A 19,654-nucleotide genomic window follows, 5' to 3' on the forward strand; every position below is an offset into this window, starting at 1 on the left:
GGCCACAAGAAGGCAGTTCGATGTCACTCACGCACACCGGGGTAACCACCCCCGCCGAACTCGACCCCTGCGGACGCGAGGACCACCCCGACTGCGGCATCCGCGACGTCCTGGACCGCATCGGGGACAAGTGGTCGGTCCTCGTGATCGTCGAGCTCGCCGGCGGACCCCGCCGCTTCCGCGAGCTCCAACGCGCCATCGACGGCATCTCCCAGCGCATGCTCACCCTCACCGTGCGCAGGCTCGAACGCGACGGCCTCGTGCTCCGCACCGTATACGCGACCGTGCCGGCCCAGGTCGACTACCGCCTGACGGAGACCGGGGCAGGCCTGACCCACCTGGTCAAGGCGCTCGCCGACTGGTCCCTCGTCCACCGCCCCGTCATCGCCGAGGCGCGGCACGCGTACGACCGCGCCCACCCCGACCACGACATCCGCTAGCAGACGACGCCCCGATGTCGTGACCGACGGCGGCGGGATCTCCGGACCTGGACGGCCCGTGTCCGGCTGCCGATGGGCGGCGGTCAAGCGAACGACGGCCACCGAACGGCGGCCCACTCCCGCCAGTCCTCCCAGCCGGGCGGCGGGCCGCCGGCCCCGCGGCCCTCCAGCTCCGCCGCGTCGGGCTCCTCGAAGTGCGCCCGCCCGTACAGGATGTCCGCCTCGGACATCGGCAACGTCTGCTCCGGGGCGGTCGCCCGGCGATGAGCGATACGGGCCCGTTGGGTCTCGTCGTCCACCGGCAGGTAGACCATGCGGAAACACGCCCCCTCGGCCTCCGCCAGCCGGCGGATCGCGGTCCGTTCGTCCCGCGACCAACAGCCGTAGTCCACGACGACATCGGTGCCGAGCCTCACCGCCTCCAAGGCGAGCCAGAGCAGGCGCCCCTCCAGCACGTCGCGCTTCCCGTCCGCCTCCGCCTCGCCGAACAGGGGCATCATCCAGTCGTCGGGAGTCAGGCGCAGCGCGCCGTGCTCCGCGGCGAGCTGTCGAGCCCGCGTCGTCTTCCCGGCCCCCGGCAGGCCGACCATCAGGAACAACGTCGTCACACCCGGATCGTGACAGGGAGACCGGTCGGCCGGCCACCGCCTTTCCCCGCCGACCGGGGGCGCCCGACAGGGCCAAGGAATCGGCAACCGCCGTCCGTGCGGGTATCACCTGAGACCTCGGGCACCGGCGGCGGCCGACGGACAGAGCGCCGCTCCCGCGTGGGGCAGCCGTGCGGGGAGGACGGTGGGCTCGTCCTGAGACGCCCCCCGCGTGCGGGGGGAGCGGCGATGCTCGGGGGTCTCGGCGGGCCGGTGGGGCGCACCGCGCTCACGAGCGACCGGGGCCGGAGGGCTTGCGGCCGCTCGTGGGAGGGGCATCAGTTCGGAATGGCCGGCGGGGGCTCGCTCTCGTAGCCCGACAGGCTGAAGTGCTTCCGAACGAGCTTCCGCCAGGTGCCGTCGGCCACCATCTCCTCCAGGGCCTTGTTGATCTTGCCCTTGAGCTCGGTGTCGCCCTTCTTGATGCCGATGCCGTAGTTCTCGTCGCTCAGGGACAAGCCCACGAGCTTGAACTTGCCCCAGTGCTGCTGCTGCGAGGCGTAGCCGGCCAGGATGGCGGCGTCCGTCGTCAGAGCGTCGACCTTCTTCTCCTCCAGGCCCTTCAGGCACTCGGAGTAGCCGCCGAGCTGCTGGAGCCCGGCCTTCGGGGCCAGCTTCTCCTTGACGTTCTGCGCGGAGGTCGAGCCGGTGACCGAGCAGAGCTTCCTGGAGTTGAGGTCCTCGACCTTGGTGATCGAGACCTCGTCGCCGCGGACCAGCAGGTCCTGGTGGGTCAGGAAGTACGGGCCGGCGAAGTCGACCTCCTTCAGGCGCTTCTCGTTGATCGAGTAGGTCGCCACGACGAACGTGACGTCACCACTCTTGATCAGGTTCTCGCGCTGCGCCGACGGGGCTTCCGTCCAGACGATGTCGTCCGCGGAGTAGCCCAGCTTCTTGGCGACGTACGTGGCGACGTCGACGTCGAAGCCGGTGTAGCCGTCCGCCGTTTTCAGCCCCAGGCCCGGCTGGTCGAACTTGATGCCGATGGCGATCTTCTCGTTCTCGCCCCCGAGGTCCGACCCGAGGCCGCACCCGCTCGCGGTCAGAGCGAGGACGACGGCACCCGCGACGGCGCCGGCCGGGCGCATGCCGCGGAGTTTCCCGAGGGTGGCGACGGCTTCACCGCGGCCGATCGTGAGGCGGATGTCCTGCAGCAGATGCAGGGCGCCGAGGCGCCTTCTCACTCCGGACAGTGCGACCGGCTCCTCCTGGGCCGGGGAGGACTCCCCGTACTCCTCGGTCACTGCCACTGCGCTCATGTGCCTCTTGCTCCGTCCTCATCGATGGAGTGGACACTAGAGACACATCCGGAGGATCGTCATCACATCTGAGCGGAAATTGAGGTGGCCACATCACCGCACCCACACACCGCACCCCCAAAACGGGGCATCCGCCCCAGGACCACCGACGTACGGACGAGCGCGCCGCCCCTCCCCGTGCCGCGTGACCTCGCGACCCGTCGACCTCGTCGACCTCGTCGACCTCGTCGACCTCGTCGACTGCGGCGTCGTGGGTTTCCTCGCCGCTTCCCAGCGTGGCCGATGAGTCTGTGGCTCCCGGCCGGTCCAAGCTTGTGACAACCCCTGAGGAAGGACACCGCCATGTCGGAGCTTCTCGTCGACTTCATCACCTCCCTCGACGGCCACGCGTCGGGAGAGGGCTGGCCCGGGTTCTGGGGCCTCGAAGGCCCGGAGTACCTCGCGTGGCTCGGCGAGCAGCCCAAGGTCACCTACCTGATGGGGGCGAACACCTACCGCCTGATGTCGGGCTTCGCCGCCGGCCAGGTCCCGAGTGGCCAGGACGAGTTCAGGCCCGAGGAGGAGGCGTCCGTCGACGAGCTCACGCAAGCCACCAAGGTGGTGTTCTCCTCCTCGCTCGGGGAGCCGCTGACCTGGGCCAACTGCACGCTCGTCCGCGACGATGCCGTCGAGGCGGTCCGCGCCATGAAGGCGAGCGGGTCCGGGCTCCTCAGCACCATCGGCAGCCTCAGCCTGTCCCGGTCCCTGCTCCGGGCCGGGCTCGTCGACCGCTTCCGGGTCGTGATGTTCCCGGTGATCACCGGTGCCACGGGCGAGGAACGCATCTACGACGGCTACCCGGACGTCGCCCTCGAGATGACCGACCACCGCACCTTCGACGGCCGCATCCAGCTGGTCGAGTACAAGCCGCGCGTGCTCGACCACCCGCCGCTCGCCACACCTGCCTGACGTCGCCCCGTCGGCGCCGGTCGGGGCGGCCGTGCGTACCCGCCCTGCACCGGAGGACGGGAGAGGACGGGAACCGCCCCCACGCCACCTCGTGGTGCGGGCGCCGCCGTCCGGCCGCGGGTGTGGGGGGGGCGGTCAGCAGGTGGGTCGGTAGGGCAGGCCGTTCACGAGGGTGCGCCATTCCTCCCGGTCGAGACCGCCCGCCGCGCGTCGGCACGCGTCGGCCGCTGCGGCGGCCGGGGTGACGTCGATCCGCTGGAGCCGTGTGTGCGCCCCGGCCACGTGGAGGGTCGCTCCGTCGGAGGAGAAGGCCAGGTCGTGCACGCGGTCGCTGCCGGTGGAGATCGGGGAGCCGACGGGCAGGTGGGAGTCGAGGTCCCAGAGCTGGATGACGTCGTCGAGATAGGCGGCCGCCAGCGTGCGGCCGTCCGGAGAGAAGGCGAGCGCCGTGACGTGCACCTCGCCCACGGCGGCACGGGTCAGTCCGCCGAGGCTTCGTTCGAGGCCGCCGTCCCACAGGGTCACCCGCCCCGACCGATCCCCGACCGCGAGGAGCCGGCTGTCCGCGCTGAACTCCAGCGACGAGATCCCCGCGCCAGGGCTCTGCGCCCGGGGAGCCGCCGTCAGGTCCGGCAGCTCGACGGCCTCGCCCGCGAAGGAGACGACCAGGCGGCCGTCCGGGCGGACCGCGTAGGAGCGGCCCTTGAGGCCGGTGACCTTCCCGGTCGCCAGCCCCCGTGCAGGGTCCCAGAGCTCGATGCCCGACGGGCGGCCCCACAGGACCAGACGGCCGTCCGGTGCGAGGGCGATGTCCGTCCAGCGGGTCGCCGGCCGACCGCGCGGGGCGACCGGGCGCCGCCGCCCGACGTCCCAGAGGCCGACGCTCAGGTCCTGCCCCGGACCTTTGGTGGAGTAGGAGAGCATCCTCCCGTCGGGGCGGAAGGACAGCGACACCTCACAGGGTGGACCTGCCTGCTCCTCCGGTTCACCGGGGATCGGCCGGGAACGGCAGGGCAGCCCCGGAAGTTCGGCGATCGACGCTCCGGTCCTCCCGTCGGCGAGCCCGAAACGGGCCTGCCCGTCCGGGCCGGGGGGTTCCGCGGCGACGAGCAGGCTTCCGTCCGGGCTGAATCTCGCGTTCGCCGAGGCGGCCGGCTTCCAGTCGGCCCGCACCGCACGGCTGACGTCCAGCGTGTGGACCGCGCGCTCCGCGCCCGGCTCCGGTCCGGCGAGGAAGCGCAGTCGGGCGGTCCTCGGGTCCACCCGGGGTTCGGCGGGGTACCCTCCGCCGGCCCGATGGATCACGACCGGCCAGTCCGGGGTGTCCAGGCGCCAGAGCAGCACGTCCGTGCTGGTGTGCGCGACGAGGTAGCCGTCGTCCGTGCTGACCCCGAGCCGCACCACCCTCCGGTACTCCAGCAGCGGCTGTTCGGTGCCGTCGACGACGTCACGGAGCCGGATGTTCCCCTCGTGGACCTGGGCCAGCAGCCGTCCGCCGGCGACGAACTGGTACCTCTCCTCGTGGCAGTCCCGGCCGGAGTTCCACCCGATGGCCGACTTCTTCCGCCGGGCGACGTCCCAGATTTCGAGCGGTCGACCGGGAACGCAGAAGGCCAGCATCCGGCCGTCCGGGCTGAGGGCCACGTCCGGGCTGTCCGGCGCGGACGGGCGGCGTTCCCTCGAACGCCGCTCCGACACCCCGATGGTGAACGCCATGCCCGTCGGGTCCGCCTCCGGGTCCCTGGGCGCCCGCAACTCCATGAGTACCCGCCCGGTGAGCGCGTCCCACAGCGTGACCGCGTACTCGGTGGCCGTCTGGTCGTATCCGATCACCTGTCGCCCGCTCGGGCTCATCTCCGCCCCGCCCGCCGCCCGGCCGAGCACGAGGTCCGGCCGACGGCCCGACAGGTCGCGGACCGCGACCGCGACCGCTCCGGAGTCCTCACCCGCTCCCGCGTGCGGGAAGTAGGTCACCAGGTCCCCGTCCCCGCGCTTCCATCCGACCCTTTCCAGGTCCGCGCCGAGCCCGTCGAAAGAGCGGAGGACCGTGCCGGTCTCCACGTCGCGGACGGTGACGCGGTCGGGGCCGATGCTGGTGAGCGTGCGGCCGTCGGAGCCGAGCGAGCGGGTCGTGCGCGGATCGCCGTCGGGGGCGGTGAACACGTCCAGTTCTTCCTGGGTCATGCCGCTCAGCACGGCGGACCGGGTCTCCGGCAGATCGGCGAGGCGCCAGGACGCCAGCCCGAGCCGCATCGCGGTGCGCGGGTCGGACAGCCGCAGGCTGCTCGCGACTCCGGCCATCCGCCGGGCCTCCGCCTCGACCCGGCGCCGCTCGCCGACCCGGTTCTGCTGCCAGGCGAGCAGTCCGGCCGTCAGGGCGAGGACAAGAACGGCGCAGACCACCCCCGTGAGGGACCGCCGGCGGCGACGCTCCCGGTGGTGCGCCGCGGTGCTCGTGGTGAGGAACTCCCGCTCCACGGGGGTGAGGTCGTCCGGAGCGTCCCCTCCGGCCGGAAAGCTCTCCGCCGCCGTGGTGAGCCGCACGCCCCGGTACAGCGCGCCGCCGTCCCGGCCGAGGGTGACCCAGGCGTCGGCGGCCTCGGTGAGCCGGCGCTGGGTGTGCAGGCGCTCGCGGTCCTCGTCGATCCAGCCGCGCAGCCGGGGCCACGCGGTGAGCAGCGCCTCGTGCGCGAGGTCGACGGTCGGGCCGGTGAGGGTGATCAGCCGGGCACGGGCCAGCATCTCGATGACGAGCGCGGTGTCCGGCCCGGTGGTCGCGAACTCCGTGCGTTCGGCGGGGCGTCGGGTGTCCTGTGTTCCCCGGCCCGGCGCGACCAGCCTCAGCAGGACCCGGCGGGCGGTGACGGCCTGCGCGGCGGTGAGTCCGGCGTGGAACTCCTCGGCGGTACGGGCGAGCGCACCCTGCAGCCCGCCGGCCGCCTCGTAGGCGCTCTCGGCGAGGGTACGACCGTGCCGGCGGCGCCAGGTCTCCCGCAGCGCGTGCGACAGCAGCGGCAGGCCGCCCGGTTCGTCGGCGAGGTCGCGGACGATGCGGGCGGTGAGCGAGCGCTCGACGACCAGGCCGCGGACGGCCGCGGGCCGTACGACGACCTCGCGCAGCTCGTCCGGGCTCATCGGGGTGACCAGTTGGGTGGAGTCCCGGATGGCCTCCGCGAGCGGACCGTGGGCGGCGCAGTGACCGAAGAAGTCGGCCCGCACCGCGATCACGACCCGGGCGCCGCGCCCGGCGGCGGCGAGCAACCGGTCGATGAAGCGGGTGCGCTCGCCGGCGTCGGCGCAGAGCGTGAACGCCTCCTCTAACTGGTCGACGAGCAGCACCGCGCCCCGGCCGACGCGTTCCCGCGTGAGCAGGTCGGTGTGGGTGCGGGCGGGGTGCGGACCGGGGGTGAGGAGGTGGATCCCGGTGGGCCGATGGGTGCCCGTCGCCTCGCGCAGGACGGGCACCAGTCCGGCCCTCAGCAGCGAGGACTTGCCGCTGCCGGACGGCCCGACGAGCGCGACGACGCGCCCTTCGCGTACCAGCGGCACGAGCCGGGCGAGCAGGCGCTCGCGGCCGAAGAACAACTCCCGGTCCTCGGCCTCGAACCGGGCCAGGCCGAGGTAGGGCGCCTCGGCCGGGTCGTCGGCCGCCGCCGCCCGCTCGGTCAGTTCACGGCTCGCCTGCCGCCAGCGCTCGGCCCACTCGTCCACGTCGCCGCCGCACGCGCCGACGTAGGCGAGCGCCACCGGCAGGGTCGCCAGCCGGTCGCCCGAGGCGGCCTGGGCGAGGGCGGCGGCCGAGTAGTGCGCGCGGGCCGCCATCACCCGGTAGGTGAGGCCGCCGGCCTTCTGCCGGAGCAGGCGCAACTCGTGCGCGAACTGCTCCACGGGCCCGTCCGCCGGATCCAGCGGCCGCTCACGACGTCCCACCCGACTCCCCCGTCCCCCGATGGCGGTCCCGGCCACGCTAGGCCCGTGATCCCGGGCACGACAAGGGCGCCCGACGCTCCGGCGGCGCGTTGTCCACACTGGTCGGAGGGGTCTGCTGGACAATGCCGCGGCGGCGAAAACTGAGGTCACGGCGACAGTCGCCGACCGGATCGAGCCGATCCGCGGACCGAGGGGAACCCACATGAACGCACGCAGGAAGACCGCATTCGCGCTGACGTCGGCGGCCGCCGTGGCCGGCATCCTGTTCGGGACGGCGGCGCCGGCCCAGGCGTACGGGACGCTGGACATCCGCTACGCCCGGGTGGACACGGACGACTGCACCAGGCTCGCCGGAACCCTCACGGTCACGCCGGCCGGCGGCGGGTGCTACCTGTACGACTCCGTGGACGACACGTACTTCGTGAAGGACGCGGGCGGCGAGGCCCTCAAGGTCGAGCTGCGGAACGGGGGCACGCTCGTCTCGAAGGTGGAGTTCCACCCGAACGGCGAGACGCTCTACGCCTACGACACCGCCGCCGACGGCGACACCGTCTACGTGCAGCTCTGGACGGCGACCCACGGTTCGTCGGACCGCTTCCGCGCCGTGGGCAGCCCGAGCCCCATCGACTTCGGCTTCGCGGAGGGCGAGAACGTCCTGGTCAAGATCTACGACGACGCCGGCGGCACCGACCTGATCACGAGCTACTGGGCTCGCGCCTGACCCCGGCCACGTGGCCGGCTCGGGGGCGGTGCTCCCGAGCCGGCCGCTCACCTGTCGAGGCGGTGGCCGTGCCCCGCAGGTACGCGGCGAGAACGGGCCGGGGCGACGCGGTCGGGTCGAGCACGGTCCGGTGGAACAGCAGCGAGTCGGTGAGGGCGATCAGGTCCTCGACGTGCGTGTCCGAACCGGGCAGTCCCGCGCTGGTGAGGGCCGTCGCCGCCACCCGCCGGCTCAGGGCGTGCACGTCGGAGTCCGCCGTCAGCTTCGCTCGGACGCGTGGCTCGTCGTGGAGTTCGAGGAGGAGGGCGTAACGGGCTCTCATGTCGTCGCGGCGCGACGCGAGAGCCTCCACGAATCCTGCGATCAGCGCGGCGAGCGCGTCGGCGTCGAGGGTGGGTCCGGGTTCGGACCCCGCGTCCAGAGCCGCCGCGAGCCGTTCGGCGTCGGCCTTCGACCGGGCGGCGAGCGCGTCGACGATGAGTTCCACGAGCGCGAGCCGTGTCTTCGCGTGGTAGGAGGTCGATCCCTGCGGGATTCCCGCCTCACGGTCGACGGCTCGATGGGTCAGGGCGCGGACGCCGTCACGAGCGATGATCCGGATCCCGCTGTCGGCGATCGCCGACCGCCGTCCACTGCCGTTCGTCGTAGATGAGGACACGCTTCGATGCTACAGGTGTAGAGTACCGACCACTCTACACCTGTAGTGGACGTGGTGTGTCGCACCGTCGGGTGCGGTGGCAGAACAGGAGAAGAGCGTTGATGGTCGACTTCGTTCCCGATCCGAGCCTGTACCCCTTCGACTCGCGGTGGTTCGACTCGTCCGCCGGCCGGGTCCACTACGTCGACGAGGGGGCGGGACCGCCGATCGTGTTCTGCCACGGCTCGCCCACCTGGAGTTTCCTCTACCGCACCATCGTGAAGGAGCTGCGCGGCCGCTACCGTTGCATCGCCGTCGACCACCTCGGCTTCGGCCTGTCGGAGCGCCCGGCGGGCTACGGCTACACGATCGCGGAGCACACGGCGGTCCTGGGCGAACTGATCGACCATCTGCGGCTCGACGACTTCGTCCTGATGGGACAGGACTGGGGTGGTCCCATCGGTCTCGGCGCGGCGGTCCCGCGCGCGGATCGTGTCAGGGGGATCGTGTTGGGCAACACGGCGTTCTGGCCGATCGAGCAGCCGGCGAACAGGGCGTTCAGCGTGGTCATGAGCAGCCGCCCCATGCAGCGGCGCATCCTCGAACGGAACCTCCTGGTCGAGCGGTTCCTGCTCGGGAGGAGCGGCCCCGCCCTGACCCCGGCCGAAGCCGATCACTACCGCATGGCGCAGCCCACCAAGGAGGCCCGGCGCGGACTCGCCACCATGCCCGGGGAGATCCGCGCCGCTCGTCCGCTGCTGGAAGGACTCGTCCGCGACGTGCCGGCCCGCCTCGGCGCCAAACCCGCCCTGGCGATATGGGGCATGCGGGACATGGTGTTCCGGCCGAAGGCCTGTCTCCCGCGGGTGAGCTCCGCGTTCACCCGGCTCGACGTCGTCGAACTCCGCCACGCGAAGCACTTCATCCAGGAGGACGCGCCCGGCGCGATCGCGGAGGCGATCGCCGATCGATTCCGCTGACGCCCGGCCACCGCCGTTCCCCGATCCGGACGGCCCGGGCGATGGCGGACCCTTCCCCGGCTCACGGCGTTCCCGCTCCGACCGGATCGACCACGGACCGGCGCCGGCGAGGCGGTCAGTCGCGGTCGAGCCTCGGAAGCGACGCGCAGAGCCGGTCCGGCAGCTCCGGGAGGACCTTGTGGATGCCGGCGCAGCCCGCGTCGCCGTTCATGGCCACCGGCCGCCAGCCCTCGGTCTCGGCCCGGTAGAACCAGCGTTGGGAGACCGACGAGGACGAGCAACCGGCGTCGGCTTCGCCACACACCGGCCCCATGCGGGTCGACAGGTCGAGCACCAGCCACGTGTCGTCGCAGCCGCGGTACTCCCAGCTCGTGTGCCGGGGGATGTCCGTGTCGTCGACCGCCTGCCGATAGGAGGACGAGGTGCACCGCGGGGGTGTGGGGTCGCAGCCGTTCTCGTCACACGGCCGCAGGGCGGGCGGGGTGGCGCCGGCGGGGGTGTAGACGTTCCGGCTGTTCACCATGACCCTGCGGGTCCCCAGGGGATCCCCCAGCTTCACCGTCGCTTCGACCCGCCGCGTCCCGGTGCAGCCGGAGTCCCGGTCCAGGGCCGGCGTCTCGTACGTGACCTGCACGTACAGGGTGCCGTTCTCGACGGATTCGAGTGCACCGCGCAGGTCGCGTACGCACTCGCCCGCGCCGTCGGGCACGTCGGCGACGACCTGAAGCGACCGGCCCCCGTCGGCGGTACGGACGCCGGCGATGCTGATCGGAGCGGCGCGCGTCCAGGACGGGGCCGTGGCCGTGGCCGTTCCCCTTGCCGTGGGCGCGCCTGGCACCTCCCCGGTGGCACCGGCCTGCTCGGCCGCCCTGGAGCCGCAGCCGGCCAGGACCACCAGGGCCGCACCGAGGACGGCCGTCCGTATCTTCCGCTGCCGCATTCCATTCCCCCCATGACCGAGGATCGGCAGCCTAGCCTGCCCCCGGGGCCTTGCTCCGGCTCCTCGACGCGGTGTTGATCACTCGCCGGGAGCGGGCCTACGGTGCATCGCATGACGACGGTTCGAATCGGCGTGATGTACGACCGTGACTGGGCACCGGAGGGCCTGCCGGCCTTCGCGCGGGATGCCGAGGCACTCGGGGTGGACGATCTGTGGGTGGTCGAGGATCTCGGGTGGAACGGTGGCGTGTCGGCCGCCGCGGTGGCCCTGGCGTCGACGGAGCGGCTGCGGGTGGGTATCGGGATCACACCGGCGCCCCTGCGCAGTCCGGCCCTGCTGGCGATGGAACTGGCCACGCTGGCAAGGGTGTTCCCGGGGCGGCTGACGGCCGGGATCGGGCACGGGGTGGCCGAGTGGATGGCGTCCGTCGGTGTCGCGCCGAAGTCACCGCTGGCGCTGCTGGAGGAGACGATCCGGTCCGTACGGGCGCTGTTGCGCGGCGAACGGGTCGAACTGGACGGTCGCGAGGTCCGGTTGGACGGCGTCCGGCTGGTGCACCCGCCGCTGGAGCCGCCGCCGGTGGTCGCCGGCGTGGTGCGTCCTCGTTCGCTCGAGCTGTCGGGCCGGATCGCGGACGGGACGCTGATCGCCGAGGGGCACGGGCCGCGGGATCTCGAACGGGTACGCGAACTGACCGCGCGGGGCGGCGCCGGGGCGGACCACGACCTGATCGTGCTGGCCTTCTGCTCCGTCGGCGAGGACCGCGAGCGGGTGGCGCGAACGCTGCGGCCCAGCGTCGAGGGGCACGGGGCCTGGCTGGGCCGCCCGCCGGAGCAGGTGTTCACCGTCTCGGGGCGTGTCGAGGACGCCGCGGAACGCGTGGGCGAGCTCGCCGCGGCCGGGGCGGGGACGGTGGTGCTGCGGATCGTGGGCGACGAGCCGCTGAAGCAGCTCGGAGCCGTACTGGAGACGCTGGCGTCGGCCGGCCTCCGTACCGGCTGAGCGGCGCGGCGGGCGGCCACGGCGGGCGGCTGTCCGCGGGTGCCGCCCGCCGCCCTTCGCGGCGGCGCGCCGTCCCCGCGCGGGTGGGCGCGGGGACCGGGCCGGGAGCCGGTCGTCAGCGGTCGGTCAGCCGGGCCTTGTAGGCGAGGGCGTAGGCGAGCTTTCCGGGCTTGGCGTCGTCGTACGGCTTGGCCAGCTTGCCGAACTCGCCCTTGTCCCTGGCCTTGCCGTCGTTCCACGCCGCGAGGACGCCGAGTTCCCCGGCCGTCCTTCCGCTGTCGACGACGCTGTCCGGGGACAGCGCCGTCTGCGCCTTCGTCAGGCTCTCGACGGCGCCGAGGTAGCCGGCGAGGTCGTCCGTGTTCCAGTGGTCGAGGCCGGCGGGGCGGGTGTCGCGCACCCAGGCGCCCCAGTAGAACTCCTGGAACGGGATCGTCCCCGCCTCGTAGCCGATGTCACGGCCGAAGTAGAGGAGGCTGCGGTAGGGGTCGTCACCGAAGTTGTCGAGTCCGACGTTCCTGGGCAGCTTGTCGACCTCGACGGCGTCGCCCTGGGCGTCGCGCAGCCACACCCACTTCTCGGCCTTCATGCGGTCCCAGAACCTCGGCCGGGGCAACTGGCTGAGGTTGGCCACGACCCGGAGCCGTATCCGCAGGTCCGCCCCGCCGTCGGGGAGTTCGTACAGGGAGGTGAGGGTGTGGTGGCCGTCGGTGAGGTACAGGCTGCCGCCGGGCCCGATGACCACGGTCTTCATGGCCGCGACGCTCTCGGGCGTCTCCTCGCCGACGGGCAGTGCGCAGGTGAAGGAGGTCGGGTCGTCGAGTCGCGCGTCCGGAGCGGCGCTCGCCGCCTCGGCCTGGCCGTTCGTCTCGCACCACTCGTCGAACTTCTTGTTGATCTCGTCCTTGCCCAGCGTGAAGCGGCCGAGCTTGTAGTAGACCTCGTCGTGTCCGAGCGACGGCTGGGTCGGGCGTACGTCCCCGATCCTGACCTCGACGAGGTCCCCGGCCTTGGCGCAGAGGTACTCCTGCGGGGTCGGCCGCTGGTCGTGGCCGCAGAGCGAGGGGCGGAGGCCCGGCTCTCCGGGCGCGGCCGTGGCGGGTCCCGCGGACGAGAGGGCGGTGCCGCCGGCGAGGGCGGTGACGGCGAAGGCGGCGAGCGTGCCCGTCAGGGGACGACGGGTGGGCTTCGGGGCGGACATCGGTGACGGTTCCTCAGGGGATCGCGGAGCGTGGGAGCGGGGCTGCGTGGGAGGCGCGCCCACGGTCCTGACCCCACGCGACGCGCGGGGAGCCGCCGTCCGTCGTCACGGTGAACGTCCGCCCAACGTCGGCCGCGCCGCCCCGCGCCCGGGGCCGCGGCCCCCCTCGCCCGCGGGGCCGGGTCAGACCGTACGGGCCAGCAGCATGGCGCCCATCGCGAGCATGGTCGTGGCCACGAGGGCGTCCAGGACGCGCCAGGCGGCGGGGCGGGAGAGGATGCCGCCGAGGAGGCGGGCGCCGTAGCCGAGGCCGGCGAACCACGCCAGGCTGGCGAGCATCGCGCCGAGGCCGAAGACCCAGCGCAGGGAACCGCGTTCGGCGGCGACGGAGCCGAGCAGCAGCACGGTGTCCAGGTAGACGTGCGGATTGAGCCAGGTCATGGCCAGGCAGGTGAGCACGGCGGCGCGTACGGAGCCCGCCGGGGCCCCCTTCGTCGCGAGCGCCTCCCCCGCGGGCCGCAGCACGCGGCGCGCGGCCAGGAGGCCGTATCCGATCAGGAAGGCGCCGCCGGCGAGGCCGATCGCGGTCAGTCCGGCGGGCCAGGCGGTGACGACGGCCCCGAGTCCGGCGACACCGAGGGCGATCAGAAGGGCGTCGGACACCGCGCAGATGCCGACCACGGCGAGTACCGCGTGCCGGCGCGCACCCTGACGCAGGACGAAGGCGTTCTGCGCGCCGATGGCGACGATGAGGGAGAGGCCGGTGCCGAATCCGGCGGCGGCCGCCGGGAGGATGCTGCTGGTCATGGCCACGACGCTACGATCGGCGACCACCTTCAGTACAGCTAAAGATTCTTATCCACCTTAAGCTGGTCTTATGGACGAGCTGCCCATCGACCAGATCCGCACGCTCCTCGCCGTCATCGACGAGGGCACCTTCGACGCGGCCGCCGCCGCCCTGCACGTCACGCCCTCCGCCGTCAGTCAGCGCGTGAAGACGCTGGAACAGCGCACCGGGCGGGTCCTCCTCACCCGTACGAAACCGGTCCGCGCGACGGATTCCGGTCAGGTGGTGGTGCGGTTCGCGCGCCGGCTGGCCGCGCTGGAACGGGACGCGCTGACGGATCTGGGCATCGCGGGTGGCTCGGGTCCGGCGCGCCTGGCCATCGCGGTCAACGCGGATTCCCTGGCCACCTGGTTCCTGCCGGCGCTGACCCGGGTACCGCAGGACCCGCCGATCTGTTTCGAACTCCACCAGGAGGACGAGGCGCACACCGCGACGCTGCTGCGCGACGGACAGGTGATGGCGGCGGTGACGTCCTCGTCGGAACCCGTCGCGGGCTGCACCGTGAGCCCCTTGGGCGCGGCGCGGTATCTGCCGGTGGCGAGCCCGTCGTTCGCGTCCCGCCATCTCTCGGGCGGACCGCTGGAGTTCGTCCTGCCGGACGCGCCGGTGATCGTCTTCAACCGGCGCGACGAACTGCAGGACCGGTTCGTCGGCGCCCTCGCCCCCGGCGCCCCGGGTGCGAGCCGGCTCCGGCACCACGTGCCCACCTCGGAGGGCTTCGCCGGAGCCATCACCGCCGGCCTCGGCTGGGGCCTGGTCCCCAAGCCCCAGGCCGAACCCCTGCTCCGCTCCGGCGCCCTCGCCGAACTGGCCCCGGGCCGCTTTCTGGACGTGCCCCTCTACTGGCAGCAGTGGAAACTCGACGTGCCCGCCCTGGCGCTCGTGGCGCGGACCGTCGCCGCGGCGGCGGCCGAGTCCCTGCACGTCCTGGACCGCCCCCGCCCGCAGGCCTGAACGGCGCGCGGCCCGAAACGGGGCTCGGCGCCGGGCGGGCCCGGCGGTTTCCGCGACGGTCAGCCGCCGGACGGCCCGGTCCGGCGGACACGCAGCGCCCACAGCACCAGCGGCACCTGGAGGGGGAGCCGGGCCAGGGCCGCCGCCTTGGCGGGGGCCGGACGGTGGCGCCAGTCGTACGCCATCTTCACGTTCGCCGGGAACACGGCGGTGAACAGACCGGCCGCGGCCAGCGCGCCCGCGCGCCGCGAGGCCGGATGCGCGACCGCCGCGCCGACGGCGACCTCGGCGAGCCCGCTCAGCCGCGTCCAGGTGCGCGGCGAACCGGGGAGGCTCCGGGGCACGATCGCGTCGAACTGCCGTGGAACCACGAAGTGGGCCACACCGGCCCCCACGAGCAAACCGCTGAGCAGGCGAGCAGAGGTCGCGGAGCCGGGCATGCGCGGTCCCTTTCGTGTCGTGTCGGCCGTGTCCTGCGGAGACGGCCACAAGTTACCCAACAGTAGCGTCCGGGGCGTGTCGAGGGAACCCACTGCCCCTCGGCGGCCTGCCCCGCACGGGCCGCGCGTGCCAGCATGGCCACCATGACGAGTACAGGGCAGACACCGGACGTCACCCCGTTACCCCGTTCCGGCCGGGGGTTTCCGCTTCTCACCGTGGGCGTCGAGGAGGAGTTCCTGCTGGTCGACCCGGTCTCGCGCGCCCTGCGAGCGGACGCCGAGAAGGTGGTGGCCGAGGCCGTGGGCGAACTCGGCGGGCGGGTGGGCCCGGAGCTCACCCGCTACCAGGTCGAGACCCGTACCGACCCCCACACCAGCCTGGCCGACCTCGCCGACCAGATCCGCGCCACCCGCCGCACGCTGGCCCGCGCCGCCGCACGCCGGGGTGTACGCGTCGTCTCCAGCGGCACGCCCGTCACCGCCCCGGCCGGGCCGCCGCCGCTGACCGACGACCCCCGCTACGCGCGCAGCGCCGCCCTGTTCCGGGCCCTGGACGACGAACAGATCGCCTGCGCCTGCCACATCCACGTCGGCGTCCCCGACCTCGCCACCGCCCTCGGGGTCAGCAACCACCTGCGCCCCTGGATCCCCGCGCTCATCGCCCTCTCGGCCAACTCGCCCTTCTGGGCGGGCCGGGACACCGGCTACGCCAGCTGGCGGACGACCACCTGGGGACGCTGGCCGGTCGCCGGCCCGCCGCCGTACTTCGAGTCGACCGCCCACTTCGAGGACCTCGTCGGCGGCTTCCTCGGCACCGGGGCCGTCATGGACCCCGGCGGCCTGTACTGGGACGTCCGGCCCTCCCACCACCTGCCCACACTCGAGTTCCGGGCCGCCGACGCCACGGGCACCGCCGACGACACCGTGCTGATCGCCGGGCTCGTCCGGGCTCTGGCCGCCACCGCCCTGCGGGCCGTCGAGGCGCACGAGCCGGCTCCCCGGCCCGCTCCCGAACTGCTGCGGGCCGCCTGCTGGCGCGCCGCCCGCGACGGACTGGCCGGCGAGCTCGTCGACCCGGTCACCGGCCGGCTGACCCCGGCCCTCCCGTACGTCGACGGGCTCCTGGCCCACGTGGGACCCGCGCTCGGCCGGGGCGGCGACGCCGACCTCGTCCACGGGGCCTGGGCGCACCTGCGCCGTCACGGCGGCCGCGCCGACGCCCAGCGCGCCGCGTACCGTCGGCGCGGCAACCCGGACGACGTCGTCGACCATCTCATCGACCTCACCGCCCTGCCCGACGTCCCGTGATCACTCGTGAGGGCCGTCGCGTCGCCGTCGGCCCCCACCAGGACTTCTAGGATCGGCGGCATGACGACACGACTCGTACAGATCAACATGAAGGCCCGGGACGACTCCGCGCTCGGCCGGTTCTGGGCGGAGGCACTCGGTTGGGGTGTCGACAGCGAGGGGCCCGGCGTGACCAACCTCGAACCCGTGGGATTCGCGTACCCCGACCCCGCGGCCCTCTGCATCGACCTGGTCGCCCGTCCGGAACCCAAGACGTCGAAGAACCGCGTCCACCTCGATCTGGCCACGACGTCGGCCGTCCATCAGGCCGAGCTGGTCGAGCGTCTGCAGGCTCTCGGCGCGACACTCGCCGACGTGGGTCAGGGCGACGTCCCCTGGACGGTCATGGCCGACCCGGAAGGCAACGAGTTCTGCGTCCTGGAGCCCCGTCCGCTCTACCGGGACACCGGGCCGATCGCCGCGGTGGTGGTCGACTGCGCCGATCCGAGGGAGCTGGCCCGGTTCTGGGACGAGGCCATGGACTGGACGCTCCACGAGGTCGCCGACGACCACGCGAGGATGCGGTCCGCCAAGGGAGTCGGCCCCTACCTGGAGTTCGTCCGCACGCCCGACACCAAGAGCGGGTGGAACCGCGTCCACCTCGACGTCCGGCCCTACCCCGGTGACGACCCGGCCGCGGAGGCGGACCGGCTGCGCGCCCTCGGCGCCACCGACCCCGGCATGGACCGGTCCGCCGTCCACTGGACGGTGCTGGCGGACCCGGAGGGCAACGAGTTCTGCCTCCTCGCCCCTCGCTGACCGCACGCCGATCCCACCCACGGGCACCGCCCCCGCCGGGCCGGACCGGCTTCGTCACCGAGGGGGCGCCACCGCCCGCGCCGTCGGGCCTTGGTAGGCGGCGTCCGCGGGCGGCGTGGTGCGGAGGCGCCGGGAGCGGAGGACCAGGAGCAGTTCGAAGCGGCGGTCGGGGTCGTCGAGGGCGTCGCCCCACAGCTCCCGGATCTGGCGGAGGCGGTAGCGGGCGGTCTGGGGGTGGATGCCGAGGCGGTGGGCGACCTCGGGGGCGCCGCCGGAGGTCTCGATCCAGGCCAGGAGGGTGTCGGCGAGGCGCCGCGCCTGGGCGGGGGCGACGTCGTCCAGGGGCGTGAGGCACCGCGCGGCCGCGGCGTCGACGAGGTCGCGGGAGGGGAGCAGGAGCAGTTCCTCCACGCGGTCGGTGCAGTGCTGCACCTCGCCGTGCGGCAGGAGGCCCTCCTCGGTCAGGGTGACGGCGGTCTCCGCCCAGCGCAGGGAGGCCACGGCGGCGGCGAGGGGCACGGTCGGGCCGATGGCCCCCGACCAGCCGGCGGTGGCGTGGCGGACGTGGTCGACGCGGCCGGCGGTGTCCGGGTCGGGGATGACCAGGCGCGGCTGTTCGCTCTCCATGTCGAGGAGGATCCCCCGGCCGAGGGCGGGGGCGACGGCCTCCCGCGCGGGCCGGATCAGGAGCCCGACGGCGACGGTGGCCGGGAGCTCCCACCCGATCCGCGCGGCGCGCTCCCCGAGGGCCTGGGCCGGGTCGGCGTGCGGGCCGGACAGGAGCCGGTCGATCAGCCTGCGCTGCAGGCGCAGACGTTCGCCCTCCTGGCGGGCCGCCGCCTCGGCGTAGCCGCGTACCGACTGTTCCACCAGGCCGTCCAGGTACTTGAAGCCGGATTCGGCGAGTTCGTACATGGCGGGCGCGGCGATGTCGACCTGCTGGCCGATCTCGGCGAACCGGCGCCAGGCCAGGCGTACGCCGAGGCGGTAGACGGCCTGGAGGGAGTCCAGGCTGCGTCCGTTCAGGCCCTCCCCCCGGCCGAACTCCTGGAAGACCTCGGACGGCACGCGCGGGTCGGCGGCTCCGGCGCCGGACGCGAGGTGGTGGACGAAGCCCTCGATGGCCCGCCGGATCCCGACGAGGGCCTTGGGCTCGCCGGACTCCCCCTCCACGAGGCGCAGTTCGGGGAACTCCTGACGGATGGCGCGGAGGATCTCGTGGGCCAGGGCGGACGATTCGGCCAGTGCGACGTCGGCGAACCGGTCCATCTGCGGTCGGGGAACCTCACTCCAGGCGAGTCGGGTCATCGGCTCGCCGGGGTGGTCTCGTAGGTGACCAGGGGGACGTTGGGCTGCTCCGGAACGCTGTCGAGCAGGGACACGATCCCGAAGGAGGCGCCCACGGCGCACATCGCGGCGATCACGACGGTTCCTGTTGCTGCGATCAGTCTGCGCATGGTGTCGGGTCAGCTCCTCGTTGGAGTCGTCCCCCTCCCGGCGCCCCCACGCCGACCGACAGTGTTGACAGTACATTGACAGCGCGTCAAGTGCTGCCTAGCGTCTTCGGCCACAAGGACCTCGACCGGGTCCTGGGGTCCGTGCGTCTCCGCGAGAGTTCTCGAACCAGGAGTCCCGGATGCGCCGTACCGCTTCACCCTTGTCCCTGATCCTGCTGGGAGCAGGGGTCTTTCTGCTGGTCCTCGCGCCGCTGCTGAGGACGCACGTCCTGCCGGAGGCGAAACGCACTCCGCTCGACGTCGACACGACGACCGTCTTCACGGGTACCGGCAGCCACTTCGACACCTCCCTGCTCACGACCGTGGACGACCGGCGGATCACCATCACCCGGCAGGTCCGCGGCGACGTCGCCGACGGCGTGCGGAGCGGGAAGGCCGTGTGGGACGTGTCGACGTCGGTGGACACCGACGCCACGCTGCCCGCCTCCGACACCCGTGACGCGCTCCAGTGGTCCCTGGAGCGCTGGGTGACGGACCGGCGGACCAACGAGCCGGCGCACTGCTGCGGCGAGACGCCCGTCTTCGACGGCGAGGCCTACCTGAAGTTCCCCTTCGACGTCGAACGGCGCGACCACCGCTGGTGGGACGGCACGCTCGGCGGCGTCGTCCTCCTCCGCCACACGGGTCCCGGCACCGTGCAGGGGCATCGGGGACTGCGTTTCACCGGCACCGTTCCCGCCACCCGTACGGGAGTGCGCCAGGTCCCGGGCAAGCTCGTCGGCCTGCCGGAGCGGCCGCAGGTCCTCGCCGAGGAGTGGTACGAGAACACCGGCATCGAGCTGGTGGTGGACCAGCCCACCGGCCGCATCCTGTACGCGGCCATCGGGCCCCGGAAGACGCTGCGCGCCCCGGAGGCGGACGAGGACGCCGTCGTCCTGCTCTCCAGCGACAAGATCGCGTTCACCGAGGAGACCCAGCGCCGGCAGGTGGAGCTGGCGGCCTCGGACGGCAGGCGGCTGAAACTGCTCGGGAGCGTCGTCCCGGCGGTGGCCGGGCTGCTCGGGGCGCTGCTCGCGCCGGCCGGCGCGATCCTGGTGGCGCGCGGGCGCGTCCGGCCGATCGTGCGCGCCTGATGCTCACTTGTC

At 73.3% G+C, this 19,654-nt stretch carries 19 protein-coding genes; 9 read left to right on the plus strand and 10 right to left on the minus strand.

Annotation, left to right across the window (positions count from 1 at the left end; genetic code table 11):
• The first annotated feature begins 20 nt into the window (after window positions 1-20).
• Window positions 21-440: a helix-turn-helix domain-containing protein gene (locus AB0E19_RS00545; protein WP_362170852.1), complete on the plus strand. Its 420-nt coding sequence runs from the start codon at window positions 21-23 to the stop codon at window positions 438-440.
• 83 nt (window positions 441-523) lie between these two features.
• Here AB0E19_RS00545 and AB0E19_RS00550 read toward each other — a convergent pair whose 3' ends face one another.
• Both AB0E19_RS00550 and AB0E19_RS00555 read right to left on the minus strand, forming a co-directional pair.
• Window positions 524-1,048, minus strand: a complete 525-nt coding sequence (locus AB0E19_RS00550) for an ATP-binding protein (protein ID WP_362170855.1) — start codon at window positions 1,046-1,048, stop codon at window positions 524-526.
• Window positions 1,049-1,365: 317 nt separating this feature from the next.
• Window positions 1,366-2,175: a glutamate ABC transporter substrate-binding protein gene (locus AB0E19_RS00555; RefSeq protein WP_362172260.1), complete on the minus strand. Its 810-nt coding sequence runs from the start codon at window positions 2,173-2,175 to the stop codon at window positions 1,366-1,368.
• A 513-nt stretch (window positions 2,176-2,688) separates the two neighbouring features.
• On the opposite strand from AB0E19_RS00555, the gene AB0E19_RS00560 reads away from it, so the two are divergent.
• Complete coding sequence (locus AB0E19_RS00560; protein ID WP_362170858.1) at window positions 2,689-3,294, plus strand: dihydrofolate reductase family protein; 606 nt, start codon at window positions 2,689-2,691, stop codon at window positions 3,292-3,294.
• A gap of 135 nt (window positions 3,295-3,429) precedes the next feature.
• Here the strand turns inward: AB0E19_RS00560 and AB0E19_RS00565 are convergent, their stop codons facing one another.
• Window positions 3,430-7,224: a hypothetical protein gene (locus AB0E19_RS00565; protein WP_362170861.1), complete on the minus strand. Its 3,795-nt coding sequence runs from the start codon at window positions 7,222-7,224 to the stop codon at window positions 3,430-3,432.
• 202 nt (window positions 7,225-7,426) lie between these two features.
• On the opposite strand from AB0E19_RS00565, the gene AB0E19_RS00570 reads away from it, so the two are divergent.
• Window positions 7,427-7,945, plus strand: coding sequence for a hypothetical protein (locus tag AB0E19_RS00570; protein WP_362170864.1), 519 nt, complete (start codon window positions 7,427-7,429; stop codon window positions 7,943-7,945).
• On the opposite strand, the gene AB0E19_RS00575 is transcribed toward AB0E19_RS00570, so the two are convergent.
• A complete protein-coding gene (locus tag AB0E19_RS00575; RefSeq protein WP_362170867.1) occupies window positions 7,920-8,603 on the minus strand; it encodes a TetR family transcriptional regulator in 684 nt (227 codons plus the stop codon). The genes AB0E19_RS00570 and AB0E19_RS00575 overlap by 26 nt on opposite strands.
• A gap of 101 nt (window positions 8,604-8,704) precedes the next feature.
• Here AB0E19_RS00575 and AB0E19_RS00580 point away from each other — a divergent pair, with 101 nt between their 5' ends.
• Window positions 8,705-9,562 (plus strand): haloalkane dehalogenase, encoded by an 858-nt coding sequence (locus AB0E19_RS00580; protein WP_362170870.1) that lies wholly within the window; start codon window positions 8,705-8,707, stop codon window positions 9,560-9,562.
• Between the two features lie 115 nt (window positions 9,563-9,677).
• On the opposite strand, the gene AB0E19_RS00585 is transcribed toward AB0E19_RS00580, so the two are convergent.
• Window positions 9,678-10,502 (minus strand): hypothetical protein, encoded by an 825-nt coding sequence (locus AB0E19_RS00585; RefSeq protein WP_362170873.1) that lies wholly within the window; start codon window positions 10,500-10,502, stop codon window positions 9,678-9,680.
• A gap of 111 nt (window positions 10,503-10,613) precedes the next feature.
• Here AB0E19_RS00585 and AB0E19_RS00590 point away from each other — a divergent pair, with 111 nt between their 5' ends.
• Window positions 10,614-11,504 (plus strand): LLM class flavin-dependent oxidoreductase, encoded by an 891-nt coding sequence (locus AB0E19_RS00590; protein WP_362170876.1) that lies wholly within the window; start codon window positions 10,614-10,616, stop codon window positions 11,502-11,504.
• A gap of 115 nt (window positions 11,505-11,619) precedes the next feature.
• On the opposite strand, the gene AB0E19_RS00595 is transcribed toward AB0E19_RS00590, so the two are convergent.
• Together AB0E19_RS00595 and AB0E19_RS00600 are read right to left on the minus strand one after the other, a co-directional pair.
• Window positions 11,620-12,705, minus strand: a complete 1,086-nt coding sequence (locus AB0E19_RS00595) for a ParB/Srx family N-terminal domain-containing protein (protein WP_362170879.1) — start codon at window positions 12,703-12,705, stop codon at window positions 11,620-11,622.
• A gap of 183 nt (window positions 12,706-12,888) precedes the next feature.
• On the minus strand, window positions 12,889-13,512 hold the full coding sequence (locus AB0E19_RS00600) for a LysE/ArgO family amino acid transporter (RefSeq protein ID WP_362170882.1): 624 nt from the start codon (window positions 13,510-13,512) through the stop codon (window positions 12,889-12,891).
• A 70-nt stretch (window positions 13,513-13,582) separates the two neighbouring features.
• Between AB0E19_RS00600 and AB0E19_RS00605 the strand changes: the two genes are divergently transcribed.
• A complete protein-coding gene (locus AB0E19_RS00605; protein ID WP_362170885.1) occupies window positions 13,583-14,506 on the plus strand; it encodes a LysR family transcriptional regulator ArgP in 924 nt (307 codons plus the stop codon).
• A gap of 59 nt (window positions 14,507-14,565) precedes the next feature.
• Here AB0E19_RS00605 and AB0E19_RS00610 read toward each other — a convergent pair whose 3' ends face one another.
• Window positions 14,566-14,946, minus strand: coding sequence for a hypothetical protein (locus tag AB0E19_RS00610; RefSeq protein ID WP_362170888.1), 381 nt, complete (start codon window positions 14,944-14,946; stop codon window positions 14,566-14,568).
• A gap of 216 nt (window positions 14,947-15,162) precedes the next feature.
• On the opposite strand from AB0E19_RS00610, the gene AB0E19_RS00615 reads away from it, so the two are divergent.
• Window positions 15,163-16,254: a glutamate--cysteine ligase gene (locus AB0E19_RS00615; protein WP_362170890.1), complete on the plus strand. Its 1,092-nt coding sequence runs from the start codon at window positions 15,163-15,165 to the stop codon at window positions 16,252-16,254.
• A gap of 60 nt (window positions 16,255-16,314) precedes the next feature.
• Window positions 16,315-17,052, plus strand: a complete 738-nt coding sequence (locus tag AB0E19_RS00620; protein WP_362170892.1) for a VOC family protein — start codon at window positions 16,315-16,317, stop codon at window positions 17,050-17,052.
• 54 nt (window positions 17,053-17,106) lie between these two features.
• On the opposite strand, the gene AB0E19_RS00625 is transcribed toward AB0E19_RS00620, so the two are convergent.
• A complete protein-coding gene (locus AB0E19_RS00625) occupies window positions 17,107-18,360 on the minus strand; it encodes a helix-turn-helix domain-containing protein (RefSeq protein WP_362170895.1) in 1,254 nt (417 codons plus the stop codon).
• Window positions 18,357-18,509: a hypothetical protein gene (locus AB0E19_RS00630; RefSeq protein WP_169092054.1), complete on the minus strand. Its 153-nt coding sequence runs from the start codon at window positions 18,507-18,509 to the stop codon at window positions 18,357-18,359. Before AB0E19_RS00630 ends, AB0E19_RS00625 begins: the two co-directional genes overlap by 4 nt.
• Before the next feature lie 179 nt (window positions 18,510-18,688).
• Between AB0E19_RS00630 and AB0E19_RS00635 the strand changes: the two genes are divergently transcribed.
• A complete protein-coding gene (locus AB0E19_RS00635; protein WP_362170899.1) occupies window positions 18,689-19,642 on the plus strand; it encodes a DUF3068 domain-containing protein in 954 nt (317 codons plus the stop codon).
• Window positions 19,643-19,654 lie beyond the last annotated feature (12 nt).

It is taken from the genome of Streptomyces sp. NPDC047974, from assembly GCF_040653375.1.
Taxonomy (GTDB): domain Bacteria; phylum Actinomycetota; class Actinomycetes; order Streptomycetales; family Streptomycetaceae; genus Streptomyces.